The sequence below is a fragment of the Streptomyces sp. NPDC006516 genome (assembly GCF_040611875.1).
Classification (GTDB): domain Bacteria; phylum Actinomycetota; class Actinomycetes; order Streptomycetales; family Streptomycetaceae; genus Streptomyces.
On the sequence record NZ_JBEXPD010000016.1, the window covers coordinates 14159 to 39884 of the forward strand.

The following is a 25726-nucleotide window of genomic DNA, read 5'->3' on the forward strand; positions in this document are numbered from 1 at the left end:
GGACCTGTGACGGGTGTGCCGTCCCTTGGGGCGGGGCGGTTCGGGTCGCCGTCGTGCCCGGGGCCGTGCGGGCCTTCGCCGGGGCCGTGGGGGCCGTGGGGGCCGTGCGGGCCACCATCGTGCTCGGGCCCGTGAGGTCCGCGCCGGCCGTCTCCGCCACGGTCCCCGCCGTCGCCCCGCCGGAATCCGTCATCGTCGCCGCGGTGTCCGGGACGGCCGCCCTCCCCACCGCGATCTCCGCGGCCTTCACGCCCTCGGTCCCCGCGGCCCTCCCCGCCGCGGCCGAATCCTCTCCCGCCTCCGCCGCCGCGGGGGCCTTCACCGTGCCGTGTCAGCAGCACCTCCCTCCAGAACCGCAAAAGAAGGAGCTGGGTGCGGATGTGGAACATGACTGTCTCCTGGCACGGTAGGGACCGAAGAGCCGGCCGACGCACGGGGCGTGTCAGTCGAAGGGGACGGACTCGTGGGCCACGGCCCCGCTGCCGTCCGCGTTGCGCACGATGTGGCCGCCCTGGAAACGGTTGTTGCGCCGCTCCTGAGGGCCCATCTCGTCGGAGACCGGGTAGCGGAGGAAGCTGTTCTCCCAGCCCAGGTCCGCCCACGTCTGCCGGATCGGGCCGTGCACCTCGTGGGCGCCGGTCTGAGGGGTCCAGTAGATCGACCCGCCCTCGAAGTGGTTGAAACGGCCCACACCGTCAGGGCAGCCCGACTCGTCCGTGAGGGGGTAACCGAGGAAGTGGCTCGAGCCTCCGAGCCGCGCGTAGTGGAGACGGATGTCCCCGTGGATCTCGTGGGCGCCGGTCTGCGGCGACCAGTAGATCGACCCGTGCTCGTAGTCCCGTGATCGGCCGCGCCCGTCGGGATTCGCGCCCTCCGCGCTGCCGGCGCCGGTGTCGACCGGCTGACCGATCCACTGGATCTGCGCCCATTTGTCGTCGATGGCTGACATCGGACCTCCAGTACCGGGTCACGGCCGCGCCTTGCGCCGTGCTGCCTCCCGCCCGCCGTGGACGGGAAGCCGGATCAGGGGTGACCGGCGGGATGCCGGCGTACCTGGTGGAAAAACGGTTCCGTCGCGGTATCCCGCACCTCGCCCTCACCCCGCGTCGGGGGACGAACTGCTCCTGCTGGCCGGCCCACGTACGGAATCGAGCAGTGCCTGTCCCTGATGGTCGACGTACTTGGTGAACAACTGCTGCGAGTATCCGAAGACGATGGCCCAGGCGATGATCTGGGCGGTGGAATCGAGAGCGCTGAGGCCCGGTACGAATCCGCCGCGCATCAGCAACAGGCCGAGAACGGCTGTCAGGGCGCCCAGCGGCAGCTTCAGCAGGGCCAGGACCACGGGTACGTTGTAGGGCAGAGACGTGCCCCTGATGCGCCGCAGCGCCGCAGCCGACGCGACGGCGGCGGACAGGACGCCGATGATCTCGATGACGAGATAGTCCCCGGCCTGTGCGACCTGGGCGGTCATCTCGCTGGTGACGGGCGAGTCCGGCGGGAACGGGATGACGAATCGGCTGCGTGTCGGGCATACGACGTTGAAGCCGCCGTTGACCTCGGGTGTGAAGCAGAGCGGGACCAGCGCCTCCCAGATGACGGTGATCACGGCGACGGCCACCGCGGCGATCGTCAGGCCGATGGTGACCGTACCCACGATGCGTACGAAGCTCCGTACGCGCAGCCGCTCGTTCCACAGAAGCTTGCGGGCGAGGCTGACCGTCTCGGCCAGGAAGGCCCGTTCGCTGGGGCGGAGCTTTCGATCGGCGTTGTGCTGCATCCCGCGCGCGATGTCGATGACCCGTACCCGCCGTGGGTCGCCGGCCGCGAGGTGTTCCTCGACCAGGGCCACGATCTGCGGAAGCATGGCCTTGATGTCCTCGGCGGACGCCATCCAGACCATGAGGTTCAGCGCCGCGTCCATGTGTGCCTGCGCGACGCCCAGGTGAGCCGCGCGCCTCCTGCCGGGCTGCCTGACGAGCAGGGAGCGCTCGGCCTCCGCGAGCTCTCTGTGGGCGTTGGACGCGTAGTTCCGTACCACTCTGCGCCGGTCGGAATCGACGGACGCCCGGGTGCTCAGGGCGTCGATGATGGCTTCCAGCTCCGTGATCCGGGCCCTCAGCCCTTCCTTCTGCTCCCACGGGCCCATGTCGTCGCGCGGGGTGAGGAATTGCGTCCAGGTCGGTGGCTCCTCCCCTCCGGCGTAGGCGGCCGTCGGTACCGCCCCAGGGGGGGCCGGGTCCGGGGTGGTGTCGTCCTGGGCGGACGCCGGAGCACGGGCCGCTCGTCTCCTGGCCGCGCCGACGGTCCAGGTGGCCATGAGAACTCCTCCTCAGCGGTCTGCCGGTCGTCGCGGGCCCGTGGTCCGGAGCGGCGGTGCGGGGGTCACACCGTCACACCGTCCACCTGATGGCCGCCGGCGATGAGCAGGGCCGCCAGCGTCGCCAGCGACACATCGGTGCACTGTCCGGTCTGGGGCAGTCCGTGATCTGCCTGGAACGCGAGCACGGCGGCCTGGGTGTTCGGTCCGTCGATGCCGTCGACCACCCCGGGGGAGTAGCCGAGCAGTACCAGCCCCTGCTGGATGCCCCGCACGGTGCCGAGGTGTATGACCGCGGAGCCGCCTCCACCTCCACCGCCGCCGTCTCCGACGACCGGGGGCGAGCCGTCCTGGAGGAACTGGACGCTGGTGGCGGCGTCGGACGTGGCCGTATCCAGGAAGAAGTCGTACATGTTGTCCACGCCGCAGTAGCGGTCCTCCGGCGCGGGCGCGCCGCCGAGGATCTCGACGAGCGCCATGTGGAGATGGGATGTGGTGCCGGGGAACCGGAGTACGGAGCCGAGCTCGTCGCCACGGCCGACGGGTGAACCGACGCCGAGTCCGTCCGGCACGTCCTTCATGTGGGTGTAGAAACCGCCCATCATGTCGTTGGGCGCGCGCACGAAGACCTGGGCGCCATAGATCTTGGAAGTGTCCTCCGCCGGGACGTGCGGGTGGAAGACGGTGACGTGGCCGTCGAAGGCGGCTCGGACCATGGACCCCTCCTGCGCACCCAGGTCCATCCCGTATTCGATGTACCACTTCGCGGGCGGCGCGTGTGTTCCGATATGGGGACCGCCGAGTCCGGCTGTGAAGCCCGCGGAGACGGGGCTGGACACTTCGATGTCGAACGCTGCCATGACGTGCCTCCGAGCGCGCTTCTTCCATTTCGCGATGCGGTGGTTCCGTCCCCGGCCCGTTTCCTGTTCTCGCGGGACCGGGCCGACGCTTTTCAGCGTATGACGCCGAGGGTGCCGTCGCGACCGGATGGGAAAGAGCGCGCGGAAACCCGCCGCCAAGGAACTCCTGTCCGTGCTCGGCAGTCAATTGAAGCCCCGTTTCGGAGAAGTTGGAGATTCATCGATCGCCGGCGAGGAGAATTGTTGTCGGTTGTACAGCTCACGCGCGGAGTGAACGACCCCAGGGCGTAGGGTGCGTGGAATGCGGTCGACGGTTATGGTGGCCGGTCGCGGTGGGCAGGTTTATAGTCGGAATTGAACCGGCTTCGCCCGCGCAGCGCCTTGTAACTGCCTGCTTGAGCGGGGACGGTGGACTACATGAGGCAGCGTCAGGGAATTCGTCGTGACCCTCCCGGCGCTGTCACATCTCCCTCCTGGCCGGCCCGCCGTGACGGCGGCTGACATGCTCGGGAGCTGCATCGACGGGTCGGCACCCCTGCGGCTGTCAGGAGCCCATCATGGTCACCATGACCAAGATCGATCTGTCGGAAATCCGATTCGGAAAGACCAGCGAACAGGTCCGCACCGTCCAGCGTGCTCTGATCAAGCGGGGCTTCGACATCCCGGACGGTGCCACCGGTCACTTCGGCGAGCAGACCAAGAAGGCCTACCGCAAGTATCAGCTCAAGCAGGGACTCAAGGGCGACGACGCCGATGGTGTGCCCGGTTGCCGCTCGCTCACCGACCTCGGCAAGCAGGAGCACTTCCAGGTGGACTGCGGCAAAGCCGCGGCAAAGACTCAGGGGGCGTCCTCACACGGCGGGCGGGTGGCCACACCCGTGCCGGGGCACAAGGTTTCGTTCGAATTCTTCCGGCCGGGTCCGTACGCCTGGAAGCCCGACGGGATCGGCAGGCACACGGGGCAGGACTTCGCGGCTGCCGCCGGTTCACCGGTCGTGGCCGTGCGCAACGGAACCGTCGAGTGGTCGAACGGTGACGGCGGCGCGTACGGCCAGTGGATCGGTCTGCACGCGGACAACGGCCACGTGTACACCTACTGCCACCTCTCGGCACGGCAGGTGAAGCGAGGCCAGACGGTGAAGGCCGGACAGCGCATCGGCAAGGTCGGCAGCACCGGTAACTCCACGGGCCCGCACCTGCACTTCGAGATGTCCAAGGGCTCCCGGTGGGCCTACGGCCAGGTCGCGAAGCCCGGCTGGTGACGCCGGAAGGACGGACATGGGTCCTGAGCCGCCCCTCATGGGCTCCGAGCGACGCGCCGGCCCTGAACGTCCCCGCGTGCGGATCGGAGTCCTGGGCGGTTTCGGGCTGTGGGTGGGCGATGACCAGGTGACCGTACCCGTCGGGTCGGAGAAGGTGCTCGCGTTCGTCGCCCTGCGCTGCCGGGCCGCGGTGCCCAGGCCCCTCGTCGCCGGCACCCTGTGGCCCGAGGCTTCCGAGCGGTGCGCGCACGCCGATCTGCGCGCGGCACTGGCGCGCCTGAACCACAGGGGCCGGCAGGCGCTGGACGTCACCTCGGCCGAGGTGCGTCTCGCGACGGGAACCACCGTCGATCTGCATCACGTGCGCCGGACGGCGCAACGCCTCGTCGACCCCACCGCCGATCCCACCGGCGCGGACGGGGTTCCCGGCGCGCCGCTGGAGATCGTCCGCGTCCTCTCGGCCGAGCTGCTGCCCGGCTGGTACGAGGACTGGGCCCTGTCGGAGGCCGAGGAGTGGCGGCAGTTGCGCCTGCACGCCCTGGAGACGCTGGCAGGGCGGCTGCGTACGGCAGGGCGGCATGCCGAGGCCATCGCCGCCGCGCAGGCCGCGGTGCACGCCGAGCCCCTGCGCGAGAGCGGCCAGACCTGCCTGGTGCTGGCCCATCTGTCCGACGGGAACCTGTCCGAGGCCCTGAACGCGTTCACCCGCTACGCCCGCCGCCTGCGCGACGAGTTGGGTCTGGATCCGCCGCAACACCTGTACCGGCTGGTGTCGGGATGCGCCCGGCCCGCGAGGGCGGCCGTCGCGGCGGCCCCGGACGAGGGCTCGGCGTGAAGGAGCGGCGCGGGTCCGTCCCCCGGCAGCACCCAGGGAGCGCGTCACGCAGCCGTCACGCGGCGGTCACGCTCTCCGGTGAAGAGTGGCAGGGGCAGAGGCCGGCCTCGTACCCGGGGCGGGCCCGGTAATTCCCTAGGAGAGTCATGGCCACTCCACTCTCAGCCGACCGATTCCTCGCCGCGCTGCGCTCCGAAGGGCTCACCGTGGTCGAGCACCGGTCGTGGCGTACGCACAACCGTAACCACAAGGGCCCCTGGGGCCCCGTGCACGGCGTGATGATCCACCACACGGTGACCTCAGGCACGACCGGCAGTGTGGACCTGTGCTGCAAGGGCCACTCCGCTCTGCCCGGCCCCCTGTGCCACGGAGTCATCGCGAAGGACGGCACGGTCTTCCTGGTCGGCTACGGCCGCACCAACCATGCGGGCAAGGGCGACCAGGACGTCCTGCGCGCGGTGATCGCAGAGACCGCTCTGCCGCCGGACAGAACCGCGGACACGGACGGCAACGCCCGCTTCTACGGCTTCGAGTGCGTGAACCTGGGTGACGGGCAGGACCCGTGGCCGAAGGAGCAGGTGCAGGCCATCGAGAAGGTGGCCGCCGCCCTCTGCCGAGCGCACGGCTGGAGCGAGCGGAGCGTGATCGGCCACCGTGAATGGCAGCCCGGCAAGGTAGACCCCAGGGGTCTGGAGATGACGGACCTGCGACGGGGGACGCGCGGGCGCCTGGCCGGTGTCCCTGCGCACTCCTGACAGCTCCCGGCAGAGCCGGTTCGACCGGTTCCGGCACACGAGGTCCGGTGGCGCCACTGCCACCGGACCTCGTGTGCCGGAACCGGTCAGACACCCACCACAGTGAAACCCGCCTCCGCGAGCCGGGCGCCGAGAGTGCTCACAGTGGCCGGGTCGTTGAAGGCCCCGTTCTGTTCGAGTCCGTGGTCGGCCTGGAACTGACGGACGGCACCCTGGGTGCGGGGGCCGTCCCCGCCGTCCTGGCGGCCCGGGTCGTAGCCGAGGGCGAGCAGCGCACCCTGCACGCCGAACACGTCGGACAGGTCGAGGGCCAGACTCTCGGTGGGCAGCCCCTGGCTCTCCACGGTCTGGGCCAGGAGGAAGTGCGCCCGGTCGAGCTTGTTCCGGATCCTGATCGTTCCCTCGTCCGGAGTGAAGTGGCATTCGTCAGCCGCGCCGCTCCAACTGCGCACCGACACGTGCTGCTGGAGCTTGGGGAACTTGAACGCGGGTCCCAGCGCCCAGCACATGCTCAGAGTCGCCAGCTGTGCGTTGGCGGGCCATGTGCCGAAGTCGGTGAACTCGGGACGGGCGGTGAGGAAGGACTCCATCTGGTCCAGCTTGGCGAACACATGCCGGTCGATCTCCGCGTCGTCCACGTGCAGCGACGTGAAGGGGGGCCGGAACGCGTTGTGTCCCTGGGGGGCCAGATCGAGGCGTCCCTTGACGTTGTCCCACTCGGCGGCGACGAGGTCGGCCGACACCGGGTCACCGCCGGCGTCCAGCCACAGCAGTTCGCCGGCCAGGGCGAGCGAGGCGGCCCGCTCCGCAGCACTCGGGGCGGAGTTGGGCGCGGCCGTCTGGTCGATCTTGTTGCCGATCCCCGTGCTCACCCATCCCTTCTGGTCGAGGTACATGAAATCGACTCGGCCTTCGAGCGGGTCGTTGAACCTGATCCATTGGTCGCGTACGGACTGATGCATGATGTCGGCCTCTCTTCAACCGTCCGGCGGGGTGGTCCCGTCCGGTGGGCCGAGCCCGGCAGCCGCAGGGTGGGCGCGATCCGTTCCAGGGGGCGACGACCAGCCGTCCCTTCGCACCCTCCCAGCGGATCGCCGCAGAGGGCGGGGTCCCGGACGGCGCCCGGAACGGTGGAACTGCACGTCACCCGGATTCCGGGCCCGGGTTCTCTCCTGCCGACGCCCACGATCAGTGTGCCGCCGGAATCGGCGGCCTGTCCCAGGCGGACCTCGAACGGGAGGATTCCTCGTCGCTCCCGCAGCGCGGGAACGCGCGGATGCGGGGCGTGACGCAGGCCAGGGACGCCTTTTCCCACGGATCCACGGACGTGGACGAGCGGGAGTCCCATGCGTTCGGATGTGACATCCATGAACTGCTCCGCGGCGTCGGGCCGAGGGTCACCCCGCATGCGGCGTGCCGGGTGCGCCCGTTCGCGTCGTTCATCGGCTGCGGCGAGACCGCGAGGGCGCCGGAAGACACCTCAAGTGTATGTCCGGGGTGGGGTGCTGACCACTGCGCACGCGGCCTCGGCCCTCTGCGCGCGAAGGGCGCGAGGGCGCGGTGACGAGGCGTCACCGGCGGCGCGGGGACCTGACGGCGGAGGCCCGCGGCGCGGCTCGCCGCGCGGCGGGACAGCACGTGCGGCGGGTCGACGCGGGCCGGACGGGCGGGCCGTTGCGGGCCCGCCGTCCGAGGTGCGCGCGGCGACGACCGGGGGCCCGCTTCGTGGGCGGGTGGTCGCGGTTCCGGACCGCGGCCGGTGTGGTGCCGGTTCCGGGCCGCGACGAGTGCGGGGGCGCGGCCGGGCGGGCCGCGACGGCTGGGGCAGGTGTGGCCCCCGCAGGCCGGCCGGCCGCTCGGGATGCGCGGGAGCGTGCGGGAAGGCAGCGTGGGGGAGTGCCGCAGCTGCTCAGAGTCCAGTGGATCCCCGTAGGTCTCATCGTCATGGCCGTGGTGATCGACCTGGTCACGCCGCACGGCGTGACGTCGGCCCCGCTCCTCATGGCGGCGCCCGTCGCCGCGGCACCGCTCCACGGCGTCCGCGGGATCATCGGGGTGGGCCTCGCCTCGATGGTCGTACACGCGTTTCTCGCCTGGATCGACGGTACCTTCGGCTGGCACGCGGGAGCGGCCAACCAGCTCGCCCTCGCGGCCCTCACCGTGCTCGCCGTCCTGATCCACCGCACACTGCGCAGACAGGACGCCCGGACCCGGCGGGCCCAGCACGTCGCGGCTGTCGCCCAGCAGGCGGTACTGCCCGACCCGCCGTCGCGTCTGGGGGACCTGCGCATCGACGCGCGGTACGTGCCCGCGGAGAGCGAGGCCGCGATCGGCGGTGACCTGTACGTGGTGCAGAGCACGCCCTTCGGTATCCGCGTCATGGTCGGTGACGTGCGAGGGAAGGGGCTCGGGGCGGTCAGAGCCGTCAGCGTCGATCTGGGCGCCTTCCGCTATGCCGCGGACGAGGCCGAGGACCTCCCGCAGCTGGTCGACAGGCTGGAACGGGCCCTGATGCGGGAGGGCGGGCGGCGCGGCGGCCAGGAACAGGAGGAGGGGTTCACGACGGCGCTCATCGCGGAGCTCTCCGAAGACCTGGACGTCGTGCGCCTCGTCAACCGGGGGCATCCTCCGCCGGTGCTCCTCGACGCGAAGGGCCGCGCCACACTCCTGGAGCCCTCCGAGGAGGCGCCCCCCCTGGGAATGGGCGGACTGGGCACCTGGTCCGCGCCCGTCGACAGCTACCGCTTTCCGCCCGGCGCCACTCTGCTCTGTTACACGGACGGCGTCACTGAGTCCAGGGACCCGCACGGAGTGTTCTACGACCCCGTCGCCCGCCTGCCGATCGCGCTCGGCAGGACGGCGCGCTCCCGTGACCGCCTGGCGCCGGGGCAGATCCTGGACACCCTGATCGAGGACGTCCGGCGGCACAGCGGTGGCCGGCCGCAGGACGACCAGGCTGTGCTCGCGCTGCACCGGGTGCGCCCCGGAGCCTGACAGCTGCCACCGCGCTCCATCCGAGAGTGCAACGCCCGAAGTCCGCAATTCAGGGCATACATAGCGCGCGCGTCACATACACCGGCGATCGTTCGGTCGTCTCCCTGGCCTTCGACACGACCGAGGCACCCTTCGACGACATTCACGTCCGCCGCGCCTTCGCCCACGCGGCCGACCGCGCGGGCATGGTCAACGGCCTCCTGCATCTCGCAAGTGGGGTGCCGCTCCCGTACGCCGGCTGCCGTCCTGCCGCGCTCTCCGGCGGTGAACGCCGGCGGGTCGCGCCGGCCCGGGCCTGGCGGCCAGGCCCAGCCTGCTGATCTGCGACGAGGCGGTGGCGGCACTCGACGTCCCGGTCCGGGCCCAACCGCTGAACCTGCTCGACGCAGGACTCCCCGGCGGTGACACAGACCGTCGTGAGCCACCCGGGCGACTGACGAACCGTACGGCGCGGCCGACAGACTGTGCCGCGTGACTGACGGACCGTACGGCAGCCCGGCGAAAGGCCCGGCCGGGCGGTCCCGGCCGGGCGGTCCCGGCCGGGCGTCTCGCGTCAGGCGCTGCCGGTGGCGGCAGCAGCGGTGCTGTCCTGTGTCCGCCCCGCCGAGGGGGTCACGTCGTCGTCACGCCGCGAGCGATGGGCCATCCAGGCGGCCACCAGCGCGCCCGAGATGTTGTGCCACACGGAGAACACCGCGGCCGGCAGAGCGGCCAGCGGGCTGAAATGGGCGGTGGCGAGCGAGGCGGCGAGTCCGGAGTTCTGCATGCCGACCTCGAAAGCCATGGCGCGGCTGGCGGGCCGGCCGAGCCGGGCGGCCTTGCCCGCGGCGTAGCCGAGGGCTAGTCCCAGGCCGTTGTGCAGGACGACGGCGAGCAGGACGGTGAGAGCGGCCGACTTGATCATGCTCGCGCTGCCCGCCACGACGGCGCACACGATCGCGGCGACCGCCAGGGACGACAGCCACGGCATGACGCCCAGGACCCTGTCGACGAGTTTGCCGAAGACGAGCCGCACCACCAGGCCGCCGAGGACCGGGAGAAGCACGGTCTTGAGGATGTCCGTGATCATCGAACCGGCGTCCACGGGCAGGTACTCACCGGCCAGGAGCAGCGTCAGGGGAGGCGTCACCAGGGGAGCGACCAGAGTGGATACGGTCGCCACGGACACCGACAGCGCCACGTCGCCGCGGGCGAGGAAGGTCACCACGTTGGACGCCGTGCCGCTCGGCGCGCAGCCGACAAGGATCAGTCCTGCCGCGAGCTGCGGAGGCAGCCCCAGCAGATGAGCGATGATCCAGCCGAGGCCCGGCATGATCACATAGTGCGCGACCAGACCGATCGCCACGGCCCACGGCCGCCTCGCCACACCCTTGAAATCGAGCGGGGTCATCGTCAGCCCCATGCAGAACATGACGACGCCGAGCAGGTAGGGGACCGACTCCGTCCAGCCGGCGAACGTGCCGGGAGTGACGAGACCGGCTGCACCCGCCACGAGCACGAGTACGGGGAACACCGTGACGGCGCGCCTCGCTCCCTTGTCGTCGGAGGGGGTTTGATCAGGGGTTATCTGTTCGTTCTGCACAGGCGCGATGAGACGCCGTGTGCCCCGGGCTCCGCAAACGCGTCTCATCATACGGACAGAATGTCCAGGATGTGTCGGAGCGGAGCACCCCGGATCTCGGCATGCCTACTTCCCAGACCCGACCGGATCCACCGTGATCCGGTGTGCGGTGCCGGCGTCCACGGGGACGCCGACGGCGAGTGACATGCGGTGCGCGTGCGTCTCGTTCGGCGGGGTCACCAGTGCCGAGGTGAACGTGACCCCCGAGCCGTCGCCCGTGCCTGGCGGGAAGTGCAGGGAGAAGTTGGTCCCCTCCCCGGGGGCCAGGGTGACGGTCGGAGCGGACCGGTCGCTGCGCTCGGCGCTCACCGTGCCGTCCTTGCCCTCCAGGTCCAGCCCCGGGAATCCGCGCATGGAGCAGGCGGCGGATCCGGTGTTCTTCAGGTTGATCAGTACCTCACCCTCCGCCATACCCCCGGAACTGCTGAAGGAGAGGTCCGAGGTCCGGCAGGTGCCGTCCCCCACGCGCGGGGCGCCGGATGCGGAGGCCTGGGTGTCGCCTCCGCCCGTGGCTTCCGTACTCTCCGCGGCACTTGGGCTCTCGGTGCCGCCGTCGCGGGAAGCCCCCGTGTCAGGGATGGCCGACGCCGAGGCACCGGCGGGTGCGCTGTCGGCGGCGCCTTCACCGTCGCACGCGGTGAGGGAGAGGGCGGTCGCGGCGGCGACGGCGATGGCGGCGGATGTCCTGTGAAGACGCATGATTTCCCCTGGGGTGAGAGGCGTCGAGTGCTCCGCACGAACGCGTGCACAGGTGAGGCACGCGACAGTGGCGCGGAGGGCTGCGGGCCGGCCGAAAATCATCGTGCGTCGAAGGGCGCCGCCTCCAGGAAGCTCGTGCCCGCCCGGCGGCCCGCCATGCGTCCCGCCGGGTGCACCGGTGGCGCGCTTCAGGTACGGGACCGTTTTGCCGTGCCGTGGGCTGGACATCCTCCCGCTCATGACGCAGAGCCGTGACCCGCTGGAGTGGACGCTGAGCAGCGAGCGTCCCGGGCCGGCGGGCTACCTGGACGTGCGATGCCGCACCTACGTGCAGCCCGACGGAAGGGAGTCGGACTGGGACGTCCTCCACGGTCCCCGCACGGTCGCCCTCGTCGCCTTCACCCAGGACGGCCGGGGCGTTCTCGTACGTCAGTTCCGTCCCGGCCCCGGCAAGGTGCTGGCAGAGCTCCCCGGTGGCATGGTCGAGCCGGGCGAGGACGTACTGCGCGCGGCGGAACGGGAGCTCCTGGAGGAGACCGGACACCGGGCGGGGACCGTCGAGGTCTTCATGCGGACGTACCTCGCCTCCTTCGCGACGCACGTGCGGTACGGGGTGCTGGCGCGGGGCTGCCACAAGATCGCCGAACCCACCCCCGACGCGGAGGAGTTCCTGGAGCCGCTCCTGCTGGAGCGTGACGCCTACACGGCCCACCTTCTCGGCGGGGAGTACACGGACACGGACCTGGGCCTCGCCGGACTCGTCGCGGCCGGCCTCCTGCGCACGGGTGACTGAGGCACCGTCCCCCGACACCAGTCCGGCGCGAGTCCGGCGCACCGCGCCCCCGGCGCGCCCGAGCCGATCACTGTGGTGCAGGGTTGACGCCGGGTGCAGCCAAGGGCTGAGCCGGTCCGCCCCGCCCCTCGCATCGGAGAGTGCATCCGCATGAAGATCGTCGACGCCACGGTGGTCGTCACCAGCCCCGGCCGGAACTTCGTCACGCTCAAGCTGACGACCGACGAAGGGCTCACCGGACTGGGCGACGCCACGCTCAACGGCCGGGAGCTGGCCGTGGTCAGCTACCTCACCGACCACGTCGTCCCCCTGCTGATCGGTCTCGACCCGCACCGCATCGAGGACATGTGGCAATCCCTGTACCGAGGGGCCTACTGGCGGCGCGGACCGGTGACGATGGCCGCCATCGCCGCCGTCGACGTCGCGCTGTGGGACATAAAGGGCAAAGCCGCCGGACTCCCGCTGTACCAGCTCCTCGGAGGCGCCAGCAGGGACCGCGTCCGCACCTACGGCCACGCCAACGGCAAGGACATCCCGGAACTGCTCGACTCCGTGCGGGCCCGCCTCGCCGAGGGATACCAGGCGGTGCGCGTCCAGTCCGGGGTCCCCGGTCTCAAGGCCGTGTACGGGGTGCACACCACGCACGACGACGGGTCGCCCGTCCTCCATCAGCAGGCCAGGCCCCTGGTCGAGGACTGGGACACCGACGCCTACCTGCGCCACGCTCCCGCCGTCTTCGAGGCGGTCCGCGCGGAGTTCGGGGAGGAACTGCCCCTTCTCCACGACGCGCACCACCGCCTCACGCCCGCCCAGGCGGCCCGGCTCGGCAACGACCTGGAGCCGTACCGGCCGTTCTGGCTGGAGGACAGCACTCCCGCGGAGAACCAGGAGGCCTTCCGCCTGATACGCCGCCACACCACCACCCCGCTGGCCGTGGGCGAGGTCTTCAACACCGTCCACGACTACCAGACGCTCATCACGGAGCAGCTGATCGACTACGTCAGGTCCGCCGTCACGCACTTCGGTGGTGTCACTCCGCTCAGGAAGCTGGCCGACTTCGCCGCGCTCCACCAGATAAAGACCGCCGTGCACGGCCCGCAGGACATCTCGCCGGTCGGAATGGCGGCAGCGATCCACCTCGACCTCGCCGTGCACAACTTCGGGATCCAGGAGTACGCGGGCCACGAACCGCTCACGGACGAGGTCTTCCGGCACGCCTACACCTTCACCGACGGGCACCTGCACCCCGGCGAGGCCTCGGGCATCGGTGTGGAGCTCGACGAGAAGGCGGCGGCGGCCCACCCCTACGAAGCGGCGTACCTGCCCGTCAACCGCCTCCAGGACGGCACGGTCCACGACTGGTAACCCCGTCGTGGGCGCCCAGGCGGCGGCGGCCGGGTGAGGCGCGTCTCACCCGGCCGCCGCCCCTTGCTATGCAACGAGTTGCATAGAACGATCGGGGCATGGCGCTCGACCACGCGATCCTCGTCTCCCTGCTGGAACAGCCGGGCTCCGGCTACGAGCTGGCCCGGCGGTTCGAGCGGTCCATCGGATACTTCTGGACCGCCACGCACCAGCAGATCTATCGCGTACTGAAGCGCATGGAGGGCGACGGCCTGCTCGACGTCCGCGAGGTGCCGCAGGAGGGCAGGCCGGACAAGAAGGAGTACTCCGTGGCCGGCCCCGGGCGCGCCACGCTCTCCCGATGGCTGCACGAACCGATCGAACCCGAGAGCCTCCGCCACGATCTCGCTGTGAAGATCCGGGGAGCGGCGTTCGACGACCCGGCCGCACTGGTCCGCGAGGTCGTACGGCACCACCAGGTGCACAGCGAACGGCTCGCGCACTACCTCGCCGGAGAACTGCGTGACTTCACCGGACCCGACGCCCCCGCACCGCTCGACACCGGTCAGGAGCTGCAGCATGTCGTGCTGCGCGGCGGCATCGCGTACGAACGCATGACGGTGGCCTGGCTCGACGACGTACTCGCCACGCTCGACCGGCTCGGCCGCGCCCGCCCTCGCACCTGAACCACACAACCTCCCACCCGCACCTCTCCCTCCGGAAGGCACACAGCCATGGCCGACCCGCTGCTGTTCAACCCGCGCACCTACGACCCGGCGCACTTCGACCCCGAGACCCGCAGGCTGCTGCGGGCCACCGTCGACTGGTTCGAGGCGCGTGGCAAGCGCCGGCTCGTCGAGGACTACCGCTCCCGCGCCTGGCTCGGTGAGTTCCTCGACTTCGCGGCGAAGGAGAGCCTGTTCGCCACCTTCCTCACCCCCGCGTCCGCCACGGAGAGCGAGGACCGGCGCTGGGACACGGCCAGGATCGCCGCGCTCAACGAGATCCTCGGTTTCTACGGACTCGACTACTGGTACGCCTGGCAGGTGACGATCCTCGGGCTCGGCCCGGTGTGGCAGAGCGACAACGCCGCCGCCCGCAGCCGCGCGGCCCGGCTCCTCTCCGAGGGGGAGGTGTTCGCGTTCGGCCTGTCGGAGAAGGCGCACGGCGCCGACATCTACTCCACCGACATGCTTCTGGAACCGGACAGCGACGGCGGCTTCCGGGCCACCGGCTCGAAGTACTACATAGGCAACGGCAACGCCGCCGGTCTCGTCTCCGTCTTCGGCCGCCGCACCGACGTCGAGGGCCCCGACGGATACGTCTTCTTCGCGGCCGACAGCCGCCATCCCGCCTACCATCTGGTGCAGAACGTCGTCGACTCCTCCAAGTACGTCAGCGAGTTCCGCCTCGACGGCTACCCGGTGGGACCCGACGACGTCCTGCACACCGGACGCGCCGCCTTCGACGCCGCCCTCAACACCGTCAACGTGGGCAAGTTCAACCTCTGCACTGCCTCGATCGGCATCTGCGAGCACGCGATGTACGAGGCCGTCACCCACGCGCACAACCGCATCCTCTACGGCCGCCCCGTGACGGCTTTCCCGCACGTACGCCGTGAGCTCGCCGACGCGTACGTCCGGCTCGTCGGCATGAAGCTGTTCAGCGACCGCGCCGTCGACTACTTCCGCTCGGCCGGCCCGGACGACCGCCGCTACCTGCTGTTCAACCCGATGACGAAGATGAAGGTGACCACGGAGGGCGAGAAGGTCATCGACCTGATGTGGGACGTCATCGCGGCCAAGGGCTTCGAGAAGGACACCTACTTCGCCCAGGCCGCGGTGGAGATCCGGAGCCTGCCCAAGCTGGAGGGCACGGTCCACGTCAACCTCGCCCTCATCCTGAAGTTCATGCGCAACCACCTGCTGGAGCCCGCGGGGTACGAGCCCGTCGGGACCCGGCTCGAAGCGGCGGACGACGCGTTCCTCTTCCGGCAGGGACCGGCCAGGGGCCTGGGCTCCGTACGCTTCCACGACTGGCGCCCCGCCTACGACGCATACGCGGGTGTCCCCAACGTCGCCCGCTTCCGCGAGCAGGCCGACGCCCTGTGCGACTTCGTCGCCCACGCTGCCCCCGGTGAGGAGCAGTCCCGCGATCTCGACTTCCTGCTGTCCGTCGGCCAGCTGTTCGCGCTGGTGGTGCACGGCCAGCTGATCCTGGAACAGGCCAGGCTGACGGATCTGGACGAGGACGTGCTCGACGAGCTGTTCTCCGTGCTCGTCCGGGACTTCTCCGCGCACGCCGTCGAACTGCACGGCAAGGACTCCGCCACCGAGGAACAGCAGGCCTGGGCCATCGCCGCGGTACGGCGTCCCGTCGCCGACGGCGCCCGGGCGGCACGGATCTGGGAGCGCGTCGAGGCGCTCTCGGGGGCGTACGAGACGGCGCAGTAGGCCGACCGGGGCACGAGACAGGTTCCAGGCCGCATCGACCGCGCTTCCGGGGGCATATGGAAGTCCCGCGGCCGGATTCGGCCCCTGCCATGAGGAGATGACCATGGAAACGGTCTGGGCCTGTCCCGCACAGCTGAACCGCTCGCTGGACGACGACCTGATCGAATACGCGGTGGAGGCGGACGACGGAAACGTGGGAGTCGTCGTCAGGGTCTCCCAGGTCCCTGGCTTCGATCACCTGGTGGTCGACGCCGGGGTCTGGAAGTTCGGCAGAAGCGTCGTCGTGCCCGCGGGCACGGTGACCGCCGTCGACGATTCCGCACGCGTGGTCAGGGTCGGGTGCACCAGGGAGCAGATCAAGGAAGCCCCGCGCTTCGAGCGGGACCAGGACACGGGTGACCTCTTCTATCTGCGGAAGCTGGGCACGTACTACGAGTCCCTGCAGGCTGCCCCGCAATGAGGGCGCACACAGGCGCCGGGTGGGATCAGGTGCCGGCCCCCGTTCGGGGCCGGCGTCCTCGATCCCACCCGGCGCCGTGCTGCTTCCGGTGACCGCTCAGGCGGTCTGGAGCCTGTCGTCCTGCTGCGGGCCGGTGTGCAGCCGCCCGGCCGGTGCCTCAGCGGGGTCCACGCCGAGCATGGAGTCGGCGACACTCAGGGCCTGGGAGATCTCACGGGTGCCGGTCATCACACACAGCGTGTAGGTGGCGTCCTCCACGGCCTGGGCGGTGGCGCCGGTGGAGCGGCGGGCGTCCTCGATGCGGGCGTCGGCGTAGCGGGCCAGAGCGATTCGCAGGTCCTGCGGAACAGGGGTCAGCACAGCAGGTTCTCCTCGGAGTTCGATCCACGTCCGGTGCGGGCCACGCTTCCTCGCATGGCCTCACGCGTGTACCCGCCCACGAGCGGAGTACGCCTCCGCCTGCGTGTGCACCCTGCCTCGGCGGCCCCGGCGTTCTACCGTTCTCCGATGCGATCTGTCCCCTGGTGGGTCCTCATCTCCTCGATGTCCGCTCCGGTCCTCCTTGTCGGAGGCTGGACGGTCTCGGCCGAGCTGCAAGGGCCTGGCTACGACCCCGCGACCACCACGATCAGCATCCTCGCGGCAGATGGCGCTGCCGGATACTGGGTGATGACGTCAACCCTGATCGCCCTGGGCGTCTGCCACGTGGTCACCGCCTGCGGACTGCGCCCCGCCGCACCCTTCGGACGGCTGGCGCTGGCCGGTGGCGGACTGACGGCGATACTGCTGGCGCTGTTCCCGGCGCCGAGCAGTGGTGGCTCCTTCGCCCACGGCGTGGTCGTGACAACAGGTTTCTCGCTCCTCGCCCTGTGGCCGGTCCTCGCCGTGCCACGCGACGCCTTCGTACGGCGGAGCGCACCGGAAGGAGGGACCACGTCCTGGCCGCGCCCCGGACCGTCGGCCGGCCGAAGGCCGCCCTGGGGGCTGCGCCCCGTGCCGTCCGCCACGGCCGCCGCGCTGATGTGGCTGGGCGGCGGCTGGTTCCTGCTGGCCCTGTTCTACCTGGACACCGCCGGAGCGGCCGAGCGCGTCATCACCTTCCTCCAGTCGTTCTGGCCGCTCGCGGTGGTCGTCTCGTGCTTCCGGCACACCGACGGCGAAGGGCGGGAGGCATGACCCGGCCCCGCCGTTCCGCTGCGCGCGGGAATCGACGGGGCCGGGTCGTGCGGTGCCGCGCGGTGGACTACGCCTTGCGGCCCACCGCCACGTATCCCGCGCTCACCACGTCGTCCTGGCCCGGGACCGGGTCGCCGAGCTCGGGGTGCCACAACTCGGCCGCCACGATGCCCGGTTCGACGATGTCGAGCGGGGCGAAGAAGCGGGCGAACTGATCGCGGCTGCGGGGCGCGAGGGTGAGCGTGTTGGCCTTGTAGAGCTCGTCGACCTTGCGGGCCTCCGCCGGATGGAAGTCGGCGGTGAGGTGCGATATGACCACGTGGCTGCCCGGTGCCAGCACCTCGGTGAGCCGGTCCACCAGCTCGTAGGCACCGTCCTCGTCGCTCACGAAGTGCAGGAGCGAGATCAACGACAGTGCGACGGGCCGGCCGAAGTCCAGGGTCTTGCCCGCGCGTTCGAGGATGGAGTCCACATCACGCGCGTCCGCCTCCACGTAGTCGATGGCTCCCTCCGGCGTCCCCTTCAGCAGGGCTTCGGCGTGGGCGAGCACGATCGGGTCGTTGTCGCAGTAGACGACGCGCGTGGTGGGATCCTTCTGCTGGGCCACCTGGTGAAGGTTGGGCTCGGTCGGGATCCCCGTGCCGATGTCGAGGAACTGGCGGATCCCCTGGCTCGTCAGCCATCGGGTGGCGCGGTGCATGAAGGCCCGGTTCACCTTCGCCATGATCGGGACCCCGGGTTCGACGGCTAGCATCTGACGGCCCATCGCCTCGTCGACCGGGTAGTTGTCCTTGCCGCCGAGGAACCAGTCGTACATCCGCGCGGGATGAGGTCTGCTGGTGTCGATGCGCAGGGCGGGGGCATCGTTCTCCGGTCGGGACATGGCGGGCTCCAGGGTGTACGCGGCAGCGGATGATCAGCTTTCGAACAGAATAGGGAACACGAGGGCCGAAAAGGCCGGGGAGGGCCCAACTGGGGCGCCGGAGGTCCATAACGTTTCGGTCCGGCAGGCGGAGAGGGGCGGCGTGTGGGGCCGCCGCCCCGGTGCGGGTGGGCGTGTCAGCTCGCTGTGCAGGTGACGGTGGGCCAGGTCCAGTTTCCGTTGGCCTGGATGGTGGCTCCCCATGTGTTTCCACTGCCGTTGGGCTTGGCGGTGAGTACCTGGGAGCTGGGGTAGCTCGCGCTGATGTTCCAGGTGGAGAGGACCTTGGCGGGGGAGGGGAGGTTCATGGTGACCGTCCAGTTGCTGGAGCCGGTCACCGCGACGTCGAGGTTGTAACGGTCGCTCCACCTGCTGCCTGCGGACAACGTCGCGGTGCAGCTCCCCGTACCGCCACCACCCGTGCCGCCGCTGTCCGGAGCCACCGCTCGGCCGGTACGGGGGGAGATCATGCCGGAGCAGAGCCCTCGGCCGGCCAGACCCTGTGCGATACGCGGGATCGCGGCGAGTGTGTTGGCGGACCAGTCGTGCATGAGGATGACCTGCCCGTCGGTGAGGCGGGCAGCGGCCTGCACGATCGCGTCGGTGCTCGCGCCGTTCCAGTCCTGGGAGTCCACGTCCCAGATCACCTGCGTGAGACCGTACTTGGCGGCGACCGCCTGCACCGTGGAGTTGGTCTCGCCGTAGGGAGGGCGGAACAGCTTCGGCGTGCCGCCGCCCCCGGCTGCGACGGCCTGCTGGGTGCGGGAGATCTCGGAGTCGATCTGCGCCTGGCTCTGCTGGGTCAGATGCGGATGGGTGTAGCTGTGGTTACCGACCCACATGCCGGCGTCCACCTGCGCGCGCACCTGCGCCGGGTTGGAGGCCGCGTACTGGCCCTGGTTGAACATCGTGGCCCGCAGGCCGTTCTGCTTGAGGGCGTTGAGCAGTCCCGGCGTGCTGCTGGACGGCCCGTCGTCGAAGGTGAGCCCGACGTATCCGTTGCAGGCGGCGGCGGGAGCCGCGTTCGCGGGGGTGGTGACGGCGGCGACGGCGCTCGTCGCGGTCATCGCCGCGACGGCCAGCGCTGTGACCACGGAGCGTGCGGAGAGACGTGACGTGATCTGCATGGGGTGGATCCTCCTCGTCCTGGTGGGACACCGGCAGACCGCCCCGGCCCGGGGCGGCAGGTCGAAGGGACCGGAGGAGGCGGCGTGGGGCAGCCGCCCCCTCCGGGTCGGGTTCGGTGTGTGTCAGCTCGCTGTGCAGGTGACGGTGGGCCAGGTCCAGTTTCCGTTGGCCTGGATGGTGGCTCCCCAGTTGTTCCCGCTGCCGTTGGGTTTGGCGGTGAGTACCTGGGAGCTGGGATAGCTCGCGCTGATGTTCCAGGTGGAGAGGATCTTGGCGGGGGAGGGGACGTTCATGGTGACCGTCCAGTTGCTGGAGCCGGTCACCGCGACGTTGAGGTTGTAGCGGTCGCTCCACTTGTCGCCGGCGGACAGCGTCGCGGTGCAGCCGCTACCGCCGCCACCACCACCGTTGCCGCCGCCACCGCCCGATGAACTGTCGACGGCGATGTTGGAGTTACCGCTGCTCTGGTAGCCCTCCGTCGCCATGATCATGTAGTTCATGGTGCCCAGGTTCATCCCGTTGCGTGCCCACGCGTCGAAGTGGTTGCCGGTGGTGATGGTGCCGCCGGTCCGCTTCGACTGCCGGACGCTCCAGAACTGCTTGAAGGTCTTGTTGCCCTCGATGGAGGGGGCGTTGACCCGGGTCGTCTCGTAGATGTCGTAGGTGCCGCCGTCGCTGGTGACGGTTCCCTTGAACGTGCCCGTCGGCCGGTAGGTGCCCCAGTTGTCGACGATGTAGTACTCGACCAGCGGGTTCGTCGACCACCCGTAGAGGGTCAGATAGGCGTTGCCGGACGGGTTGAAGGTGCCCGAGTAGGTCACGCTCCTGCGGCCGCCGGTGCTCCAGCCCTTGCCGGCGACGAAGTTCCCGGTGTTGCTCCACGAGGTGCTGTAGCTGCCCCCGGAAGCGAGGTTCATCGAGACCGTGCCGGGGCTGTCGGTCCAGAACGAGTAGTAGTAGCCGTTGTTCGTGCCGGTCTGGTTCGAGTTCACGACCGTGTCGGCGTTGGCGGTGCCGGGCAGTGCCAGCACGGCCACCACGGCCGTCGCCATGGCGAAGGCGTTGCGGATGAACCGTCTGAAGCGGCTGCTCGTACGGCTCGTCGACTGTGCGGGTGCGTCGTTCATGTGCGTGCGTTCCTCCCTGTCCTCGTGAAGCCGGTGGGTTCCGGGCAGCGCGGGACACCCTCAGTGGGGCTGACGGTGAACATGCGATGACGGCGACCGCGCGCCGGTGGCGCGGAACCCGGCCGGAGTACCAGGTCCGAAGTGGGCCCGGATCGACAGTGGTTGAGGTCTGTCGACGGCGAACAGTGTTGATCCGGGCACAGGGGGTGTCAATAGTTTCGGCAGAGATTACGAAAGCGTCGCTGGATCGGATCTGGAGGGGGGAGCGCATTGCTGCTGGTCAGTGGCATGCGTGGTTGTGTGGTGAGGAGTTCAGGAGGGCGTCCCGAAGAGTGCTGTGAGAGTGCGTGGCGACAGCTTTCGAAAGTTTCGAAGCGACTTTCGGGTCGGGATGTGCTGTCGCACCGGGGTCGGTGACCGGCTCGTACGTCCGGCCGGTCGGAACATGGGCGAGGGACGGCGAAGGCCACCGCATGCCCGCACGCGGTGGCCTTCGAGGACGCGCGTGGTTCGTCTACCGGCTCGGCTCCTTGCCCAGATCCCGGAGTGCGGTGTTGAGTTCCAGGACGTTGACGCGGGGCTCACCCATGAAGCCCAGGACGCGGCCCTCGGTGTGCTCGGCCACGAGCCTGGAGACCTGGTCGACGTCGAGGCTGTTGCGCTCGGCGACCCGGTGGACCTGGAGCTTCGCGTACGCCGGGGAGATGTCCGGGTCGAGGCCCGAGCCGGAGGAGGTGACCGCGTCGGCGGGCACGTCCTCCGGCCGTACCGTCCAGGAGTCGGTGGAGTTGTCCGCCACGACGTCGGCCTTGGTGTCGGTCACCCATGCGACGAGCTCCTCGTTGTCCGCGGAGCGGTTGGTGGCGCCGGAGAGGATCAGGGAGTACCCGGTGTTGACGCTGTTGGTACCCAGGCCGTTGGAGGGCCGGGGCTGGAACCACTTCAGATCCGGCTCGGCAGCCTCGTCCGCGTCCTTCTTCGGCAGGTCGTAGCGCTGCCCGATCAGGGAGGAGCCGACCGTGCGGCCACTCGCGTCGCTGATCTCGGAACCGTTCGCCTCGTCGCCGAAGAATGCCTGGGCGACGCCGGTGACGGCGAGCGGGTAGAGGACTCCGCAGATGACGGTCAGGACGAGCAGGGCGCGCGTCCCGGCTCCGAGCAGCCGTGCGGTGTTCTTGAGGGAGGTGTTCATGATCGGTCAGCACGTTCCTGTTCAGGCGAGCCCGGGGATGAGGGAGAGGAGCAGATCAATGATCTTGATGCCGATGAACGGGGCGATCAGGCCGCCGAGTCCGTAGATCCCGAGATTGCGCCGGAGCATCGTGTCGGCGCCCATCGGGCGGTAGCGGACACCCCTGAGGGCGAGCGGCACGAGGGCGACGATGATCAGCGCGTTGAAGATGACCGCCGACAGGATCGCCGACTCGGGTGACGCGAGACCCATGAGGTTGAGCTTGTCCAGGCCCGGATACACCACCGCGAACATGGCCGGGATGATCGCGAAGTACTTGGCCACGTCGTTGGCGATGGAAAACGTGGTCAACGCGCCCCGTGTGATGAGGAGTTGGTTGCCGATCGCGACGATCTCGATGAGCTTGGTGGGGTCGGAGTCCAGGTCCACCATGTTCCCGGCCTCCTTGGCGGCCGAGGTGCCCGTGTTCATCGCCACGCCGACGTCCGCCTGGGCGAGTGCGGGGGCGTCGTTCGTGCCGTCGCCCGTCATCGCGACGAGCTTGCCCCCGGCCTGCTCGCGCTTGATCAGGGCCATCTTGTCCTCGGGAGTCGCCTCCGCGAGGAAGTCGTCGACCCCCGCCTCCTCGGCTATCGCCTTGGCGGTCAGCGGGTTGTCGCCGGTGATCATGACCGTCCGGATGCCCATCCGGCGCAGTTCGGCGAACCGTTCCCGCATGCCCTCCTTGATCACGTCCTTGAGATGGACGACACCCAGGATCCGGGCGCCCTCCGCGTCCTCGACCGCGACCAGCAGGGGCGTGCCTCCCGCCTCGGAGACCCGGGCGGCGAGTGCGGCGGCGTCATCCGCCACGGTACCTCCGCGCTCCTTGACCCAGGCCATGACCGAACCGGCCGCGCCCTTGCGGGCCTTGAGGCCGTCCACGTCCACCCCGGACATACGCGTACGGGCGGTGAAGGCGACCCACGCGGCACCGCTGAGCTCGTCCCGGTGCCGGGGGCGCAGGCCGTACTTCTCCTGCGCGAGCGCCACGATCGAGCGGCCCTCGGGGGTCTCGTCGGCGAGCGACGACAGCTGCGCGGCCCCGGCCAGCTCGGCCTCGCCGGCTACCCGGACCGGTATGAAGTCCGCCGCCTGCCGGTTTCCGAGCGTGATCGTGCCGATCTTGTCGAGCAGCAGCGTCGAGACGTCACCCGCCGCCTCCACCGCTCGCCCCGACATCGCCAGGACGTTGCGCTGGACGAGGCGGTCCATCCCGGCGATGCCGATCGCGGAGAGCAGCGCGCCGATGGTCGTGGGGATCAGGCAGACGAGCAGCGCCGTGAGCACGATCATGGACTGCCTGGCACCGGCATGGACCGCGAATGGCTGGAGCGTCACCACAGCGAGCAGGAAGACGATGGTCAGCGACGCCAGCAGGATGTTGAGCGCGATCTCGTTCGGGGTCTTCTGCCGCGCCGCGCCCTCGACCAGGGCGATCATCCGGTCGATGAAGGTCTCACCCGGCTTGGTGGTGATCCGGACGACGATCCGGTCGGAGAGCACCTTCGTGCCACCGGTGACCGCGCTGCGGTCGCCGCCCGACTCCCTGATCACGGGGGCGGACTCGCCCGTGATCGCGGACTCGTCGACGGACGCCACACCCTCCACCACGTCACCGTCGCCCGGGACGATGTCACCGGCCTCGCAGACGACGAGGTCGCCGACGCGCAGCCCCGTGCCGGGAACCTCCACCTCGTCGCCGCCGCTCAGGCGCCGGGCCACCGTGCCGGACTTGGCCTGGCGCAGGGTGTCCGCCTGCGCCTTGCCACGGCCCTCCGCGACCGCCTCGGCGAGGTTGGCGAAGATCGTCGTCAGCCACAGCCAGGCGGTGATGGCCCAGCCGAACCAGTCACCGGGATCCCTGAGTGCCAGCACGGTGGTGACCACCGAGCCGACGAGCACCACGAACATGACGGGCGACTTGACCATGACGCGCGGATCGAGCTTGCGCAGCGCGTCAGGGGACGACGCGAGCAGCTGTTTCGGATCGAAGAGGCCCCCGCCGACACGGCGCGGAGCGGCCGGAGCGTCGCCGGTCAGGCCCTCGCGCGGGGAACGGGTGGGGGTGACGGTGCTCATGAGGCGAGCCCTTCGGCGAGCGGACCCAGCGCCAGGGCCGGGAAGTAGGTCAGACCGGTGAGGATGAGGATGGTGCCGACGAGCAGGCCCGCGTACAGGGGCTTGTCGGTGCGCAAGGTGCCCGCTGTGGCCGGGACGGGCGGTTGTTCGGCCAGCGAGCCGGCCAGCGCCAGGACGAAGACGATCGGCAGGAACCGGCCGAGCAGCATCGCGATGCCGATGGTGCTGTTGAACCACTGGGTGTCGGCGTTCAGCCCGGCGAAGGCGGAACCGTTGTTGTTGGCCCCCGAGGTGTAGGCGTAGAGGATCTCGGAGAAGCCGTGGGCGCCGTTGTTGGTCATCGAGTCGCCGGGGGTGGGCAGTGCCAGCGCCAGCGCGGTGAAGCAGAGGACCAGTGCCGGGGTGATCAGGATGTAGCAGGCCGCGAGCTTGATCTGACGGGTGCCGATCTTCTTGCCGAGGTACTCGGGCGTACGGCCGACCATGAGACCCGCGACGAACACCGCGATGACCGCCATGATCAGCATGCCGTAGAGGCCGGATCCGACGCCGCCGGGTGCGATCTCGCCCAACTGCATGCCCAGCATGGTGATGCCGCCGCCGAGCCCGGTGTAGGAGGAGTGGAAGGAGTTGACCGCGCCGGTCGACGTGAGGGTCGTCGCCACGGCGAAGATGGAGGAGCCGGCGATGCCGAAGCGGTTCTCCTTGCCCTCCATCGATCCGCCCGCGAGCTCGGGGGCGGGGCCGTGGTGGGCGAACTCGGTCCACATCATCAGGGCCGTGAACGCGATCCAGATCGTGGCCATCGTGGCGAGGATCGCGTAGCCCTGCCGCAGGTTGCCGACCATACGGCCGAAGGTCCGGGTGAGCGCGAACGGGATCAGGAGGATCAGGAAGATCTCGAAGAGGTTGGAGAACGGGGTGGGGTTCTCGAAGGGGTGGGCGGAGTTGGCGTTGAAGTAGCCGCCCCCGTTCGTCCCCAGTTCCTTGATGACCTCCTGCGAGGCGACCGCGCCGCCGTTCCACTGCTGGACGCCGCCCGAGAACTGCCCGACCTCGTGGATGCCGGAGAAGTTCTGGATCACACCGCACGCCACCAGGACCACGGCGCCGACCACCGAGATCGGCAGCAGGATGCGCAGGGTGCCGCGCACCAGGTCCGTCCAGAAGTTGCCGAGTTCGCCGGTGCGGGAGTGCGCGAATCCGCGTACGAGAGCCACGGCGACGGCCATGCCGACGGCGGCCGAGACGAAGTTCTGCACCGCCAGGCCGCCCGTCTGCACGACGTGGCCCATGGCCTGCTCGCCGTAGTAGGACTGCCAGTTGGTGTTCGCCACGAAGGACGCCGCGGTGTTGAACGCCTGGTCCGGGTCGATCGACACGAAGCCGAGCGAGCCGGGCAGGTGCCCCTGGACGCGCTGCAGCGCGTAGAGGAAGAGGACGCCCACCGCGGAGAACGCGAGTACGCCGCGCAGGTAGGCGGGCCAGTGCATCGCGGCCGACGGGTTCGCGCCGATGGCACGATAGATCCACTTCTCCGGCCTGTGGTGCCTGCCGGAGGAGTACACCCGGGCCATGTGGTCGCCGAGCGGACGGTATGCCAGGGCCAGCGCGGAGATCAGCGCGAGCAGCTGGAGCACACCTGCGGATACGGGGCTCATGGC

General features: G+C 70.0%; 23 protein-coding genes and 1 pseudogene. 11 read left to right on the plus strand and 13 right to left on the minus strand.

The window, feature by feature from the left end; translation table 11 throughout:
- Positions 1-53 precede the first annotated feature (53 nt).
- On the plus strand, positions 54-410 hold the full coding sequence (locus ABZY45_RS30680; protein ID WP_356745211.1) for a hypothetical protein: 357 nt from the start codon (positions 54-56) through the stop codon (positions 408-410).
- Between the two features lie 32 nt (positions 411-442).
- On the opposite strand, the gene ABZY45_RS30685 is transcribed toward ABZY45_RS30680, so the two are convergent.
- The 3 genes from ABZY45_RS30685 to ABZY45_RS30695 all read right to left on the minus strand — a co-directional run bounded on the left by ABZY45_RS30685 (position 443) and on the right by ABZY45_RS30695 (position 3180).
- Positions 443-949 (minus strand): hypothetical protein, encoded by a 507-nt coding sequence (locus ABZY45_RS30685; RefSeq protein WP_356745213.1) that lies wholly within the window; start codon positions 947-949, stop codon positions 443-445.
- A gap of 147 nt (positions 950-1096) precedes the next feature.
- Positions 1097-2320, minus strand: coding sequence for a hypothetical protein (locus ABZY45_RS30690; protein WP_356745215.1), 1224 nt, complete (start codon positions 2318-2320; stop codon positions 1097-1099).
- A 65-nt stretch (positions 2321-2385) separates the two neighbouring features.
- A complete protein-coding gene (locus tag ABZY45_RS30695; protein ID WP_356745217.1) occupies positions 2386-3180 on the minus strand; it encodes a peptidoglycan-binding protein in 795 nt (264 codons plus the stop codon).
- A gap of 566 nt (positions 3181-3746) precedes the next feature.
- Between ABZY45_RS30695 and ABZY45_RS30700 the strand changes: the two genes are divergently transcribed.
- The 3 genes and pseudogenes from ABZY45_RS30700 to ABZY45_RS30710 all read left to right on the plus strand — a co-directional run.
- Positions 3747-4442, plus strand: a complete 696-nt coding sequence (locus tag ABZY45_RS30700; protein WP_356745219.1) for a peptidoglycan DD-metalloendopeptidase family protein — start codon at positions 3747-3749, stop codon at positions 4440-4442.
- Positions 4443-4518: 76 nt separating this feature from the next.
- Positions 4519-5277: a bacterial transcriptional activator domain-containing protein gene (locus tag ABZY45_RS30705; RefSeq protein WP_356745221.1), complete on the plus strand. Its 759-nt coding sequence runs from the start codon at positions 4519-4521 to the stop codon at positions 5275-5277.
- 146 nt (positions 5278-5423) lie between these two features.
- A pseudogene (locus ABZY45_RS30710) lies at positions 5424-5966 on the plus strand (peptidoglycan recognition family protein); the annotation flags it as partial.
- A gap of 152 nt (positions 5967-6118) precedes the next feature.
- On the opposite strand, the gene ABZY45_RS30715 reads toward ABZY45_RS30710, so the two are convergent.
- Entirely contained in the window at positions 6119-6994 is an 876-nt protein-coding gene (locus tag ABZY45_RS30715) for a peptidoglycan-binding domain-containing protein (protein ID WP_356745223.1), read from the minus strand.
- A 934-nt stretch (positions 6995-7928) separates the two neighbouring features.
- Here ABZY45_RS30715 and ABZY45_RS30720 point away from each other — a divergent pair.
- The gene (locus ABZY45_RS30720) at positions 7929-9026 is read left to right on the plus strand and encodes a PP2C family protein-serine/threonine phosphatase (RefSeq protein ID WP_356745225.1); all 1098 of its coding nucleotides are present in this window, start codon (positions 7929-7931) and stop codon (positions 9024-9026) included.
- Positions 9027-9579: 553 nt separating this feature from the next.
- Here ABZY45_RS30720 and ABZY45_RS30725 read toward each other — a convergent pair.
- Positions 9580-10608, minus strand: coding sequence for a bile acid:sodium symporter family protein (locus tag ABZY45_RS30725; protein WP_356745227.1), 1029 nt, complete (start codon positions 10606-10608; stop codon positions 9580-9582).
- Positions 10609-10713: 105 nt separating this feature from the next.
- Positions 10714-11346: a DUF4232 domain-containing protein gene (locus tag ABZY45_RS30730; protein WP_356745229.1), complete on the minus strand. Its 633-nt coding sequence runs from the start codon at positions 11344-11346 to the stop codon at positions 10714-10716.
- Between the two features lie 238 nt (positions 11347-11584).
- On the opposite strand from ABZY45_RS30730, the gene ABZY45_RS30735 reads away from it, so the two are divergent.
- The 5 genes from ABZY45_RS30735 (at position 11585) to ABZY45_RS30755 (ending at position 16396) form a co-directional block, all read left to right on the plus strand.
- Positions 11585-12139: an NUDIX hydrolase gene (locus tag ABZY45_RS30735; protein ID WP_356745231.1), complete on the plus strand. Its 555-nt coding sequence runs from the start codon at positions 11585-11587 to the stop codon at positions 12137-12139.
- A 150-nt stretch (positions 12140-12289) separates the two neighbouring features.
- Positions 12290-13504 (plus strand): D-mannonate dehydratase ManD, encoded by a 1215-nt coding sequence (gene manD, locus ABZY45_RS30740; protein ID WP_356745233.1) that lies wholly within the window; start codon positions 12290-12292, stop codon positions 13502-13504.
- Between the two features lie 98 nt (positions 13505-13602).
- Positions 13603-14169 (plus strand): PadR family transcriptional regulator, encoded by a 567-nt coding sequence (locus ABZY45_RS30745; RefSeq protein WP_356745235.1) that lies wholly within the window; start codon positions 13603-13605, stop codon positions 14167-14169.
- Between the two features lie 48 nt (positions 14170-14217).
- Complete coding sequence (locus ABZY45_RS30750) at positions 14218-15936, plus strand: acyl-CoA dehydrogenase family protein (RefSeq protein ID WP_356745237.1); 1719 nt, start codon at positions 14218-14220, stop codon at positions 15934-15936.
- 103 nt (positions 15937-16039) lie between these two features.
- A complete protein-coding gene (locus tag ABZY45_RS30755; RefSeq protein WP_356745239.1) occupies positions 16040-16396 on the plus strand; it encodes a hypothetical protein in 357 nt (118 codons plus the stop codon).
- Between the two features lie 96 nt (positions 16397-16492).
- Here ABZY45_RS30755 and ABZY45_RS30760 read toward each other — a convergent pair whose 3' ends face one another.
- Positions 16493-16756, minus strand: a complete 264-nt coding sequence (locus ABZY45_RS30760) for a DUF5133 domain-containing protein (RefSeq protein ID WP_356745241.1) — start codon at positions 16754-16756, stop codon at positions 16493-16495.
- Between the two features lie 147 nt (positions 16757-16903).
- Here ABZY45_RS30760 and ABZY45_RS30765 point away from each other — a divergent pair, with 147 nt between their 5' ends.
- The gene (locus ABZY45_RS30765; protein WP_356745243.1) at positions 16904-17572 is read left to right on the plus strand and encodes a DUF998 domain-containing protein; all 669 of its coding nucleotides are present in this window, start codon (positions 16904-16906) and stop codon (positions 17570-17572) included.
- Between the two features lie 67 nt (positions 17573-17639).
- Here the strand turns inward: ABZY45_RS30765 and ABZY45_RS30770 are convergent, their stop codons facing one another.
- From ABZY45_RS30770 to kdpA, 6 genes are all read right to left on the minus strand, one after another.
- Positions 17640-18455: an SAM-dependent methyltransferase gene (locus ABZY45_RS30770; RefSeq protein ID WP_356745245.1), complete on the minus strand. Its 816-nt coding sequence runs from the start codon at positions 18453-18455 to the stop codon at positions 17640-17642.
- A gap of 176 nt (positions 18456-18631) precedes the next feature.
- Positions 18632-19621: a polysaccharide deacetylase family protein gene (locus ABZY45_RS30775; RefSeq protein WP_356745247.1), complete on the minus strand. Its 990-nt coding sequence runs from the start codon at positions 19619-19621 to the stop codon at positions 18632-18634.
- A 123-nt stretch (positions 19622-19744) separates the two neighbouring features.
- Complete coding sequence (locus ABZY45_RS30780) at positions 19745-20674, minus strand: glycoside hydrolase family 11 protein (protein ID WP_356745441.1); 930 nt, start codon at positions 20672-20674, stop codon at positions 19745-19747.
- 589 nt (positions 20675-21263) lie between these two features.
- Positions 21264-21941, minus strand: coding sequence for a potassium-transporting ATPase subunit C (locus tag ABZY45_RS30785; protein WP_356745249.1), 678 nt, complete (start codon positions 21939-21941; stop codon positions 21264-21266).
- 21 nt (positions 21942-21962) lie between these two features.
- Positions 21963-24062 carry a potassium-transporting ATPase subunit KdpB gene (gene kdpB / locus ABZY45_RS30790; RefSeq protein ID WP_356745251.1) on the minus strand — a complete coding sequence of 700 codons (2100 nt, stop codon included), beginning with the start codon at positions 24060-24062 and terminating at the stop codon, positions 21963-21965.
- The gene (gene kdpA / locus ABZY45_RS30795) at positions 24059-25723 is read right to left on the minus strand and encodes a potassium-transporting ATPase subunit KdpA (protein WP_356745253.1); all 1665 of its coding nucleotides are present in this window, start codon (positions 25721-25723) and stop codon (positions 24059-24061) included. The genes kdpB and kdpA overlap by 4 nt, the downstream gene beginning before the upstream one ends.
- Positions 25724-25726 lie beyond the last annotated feature (3 nt).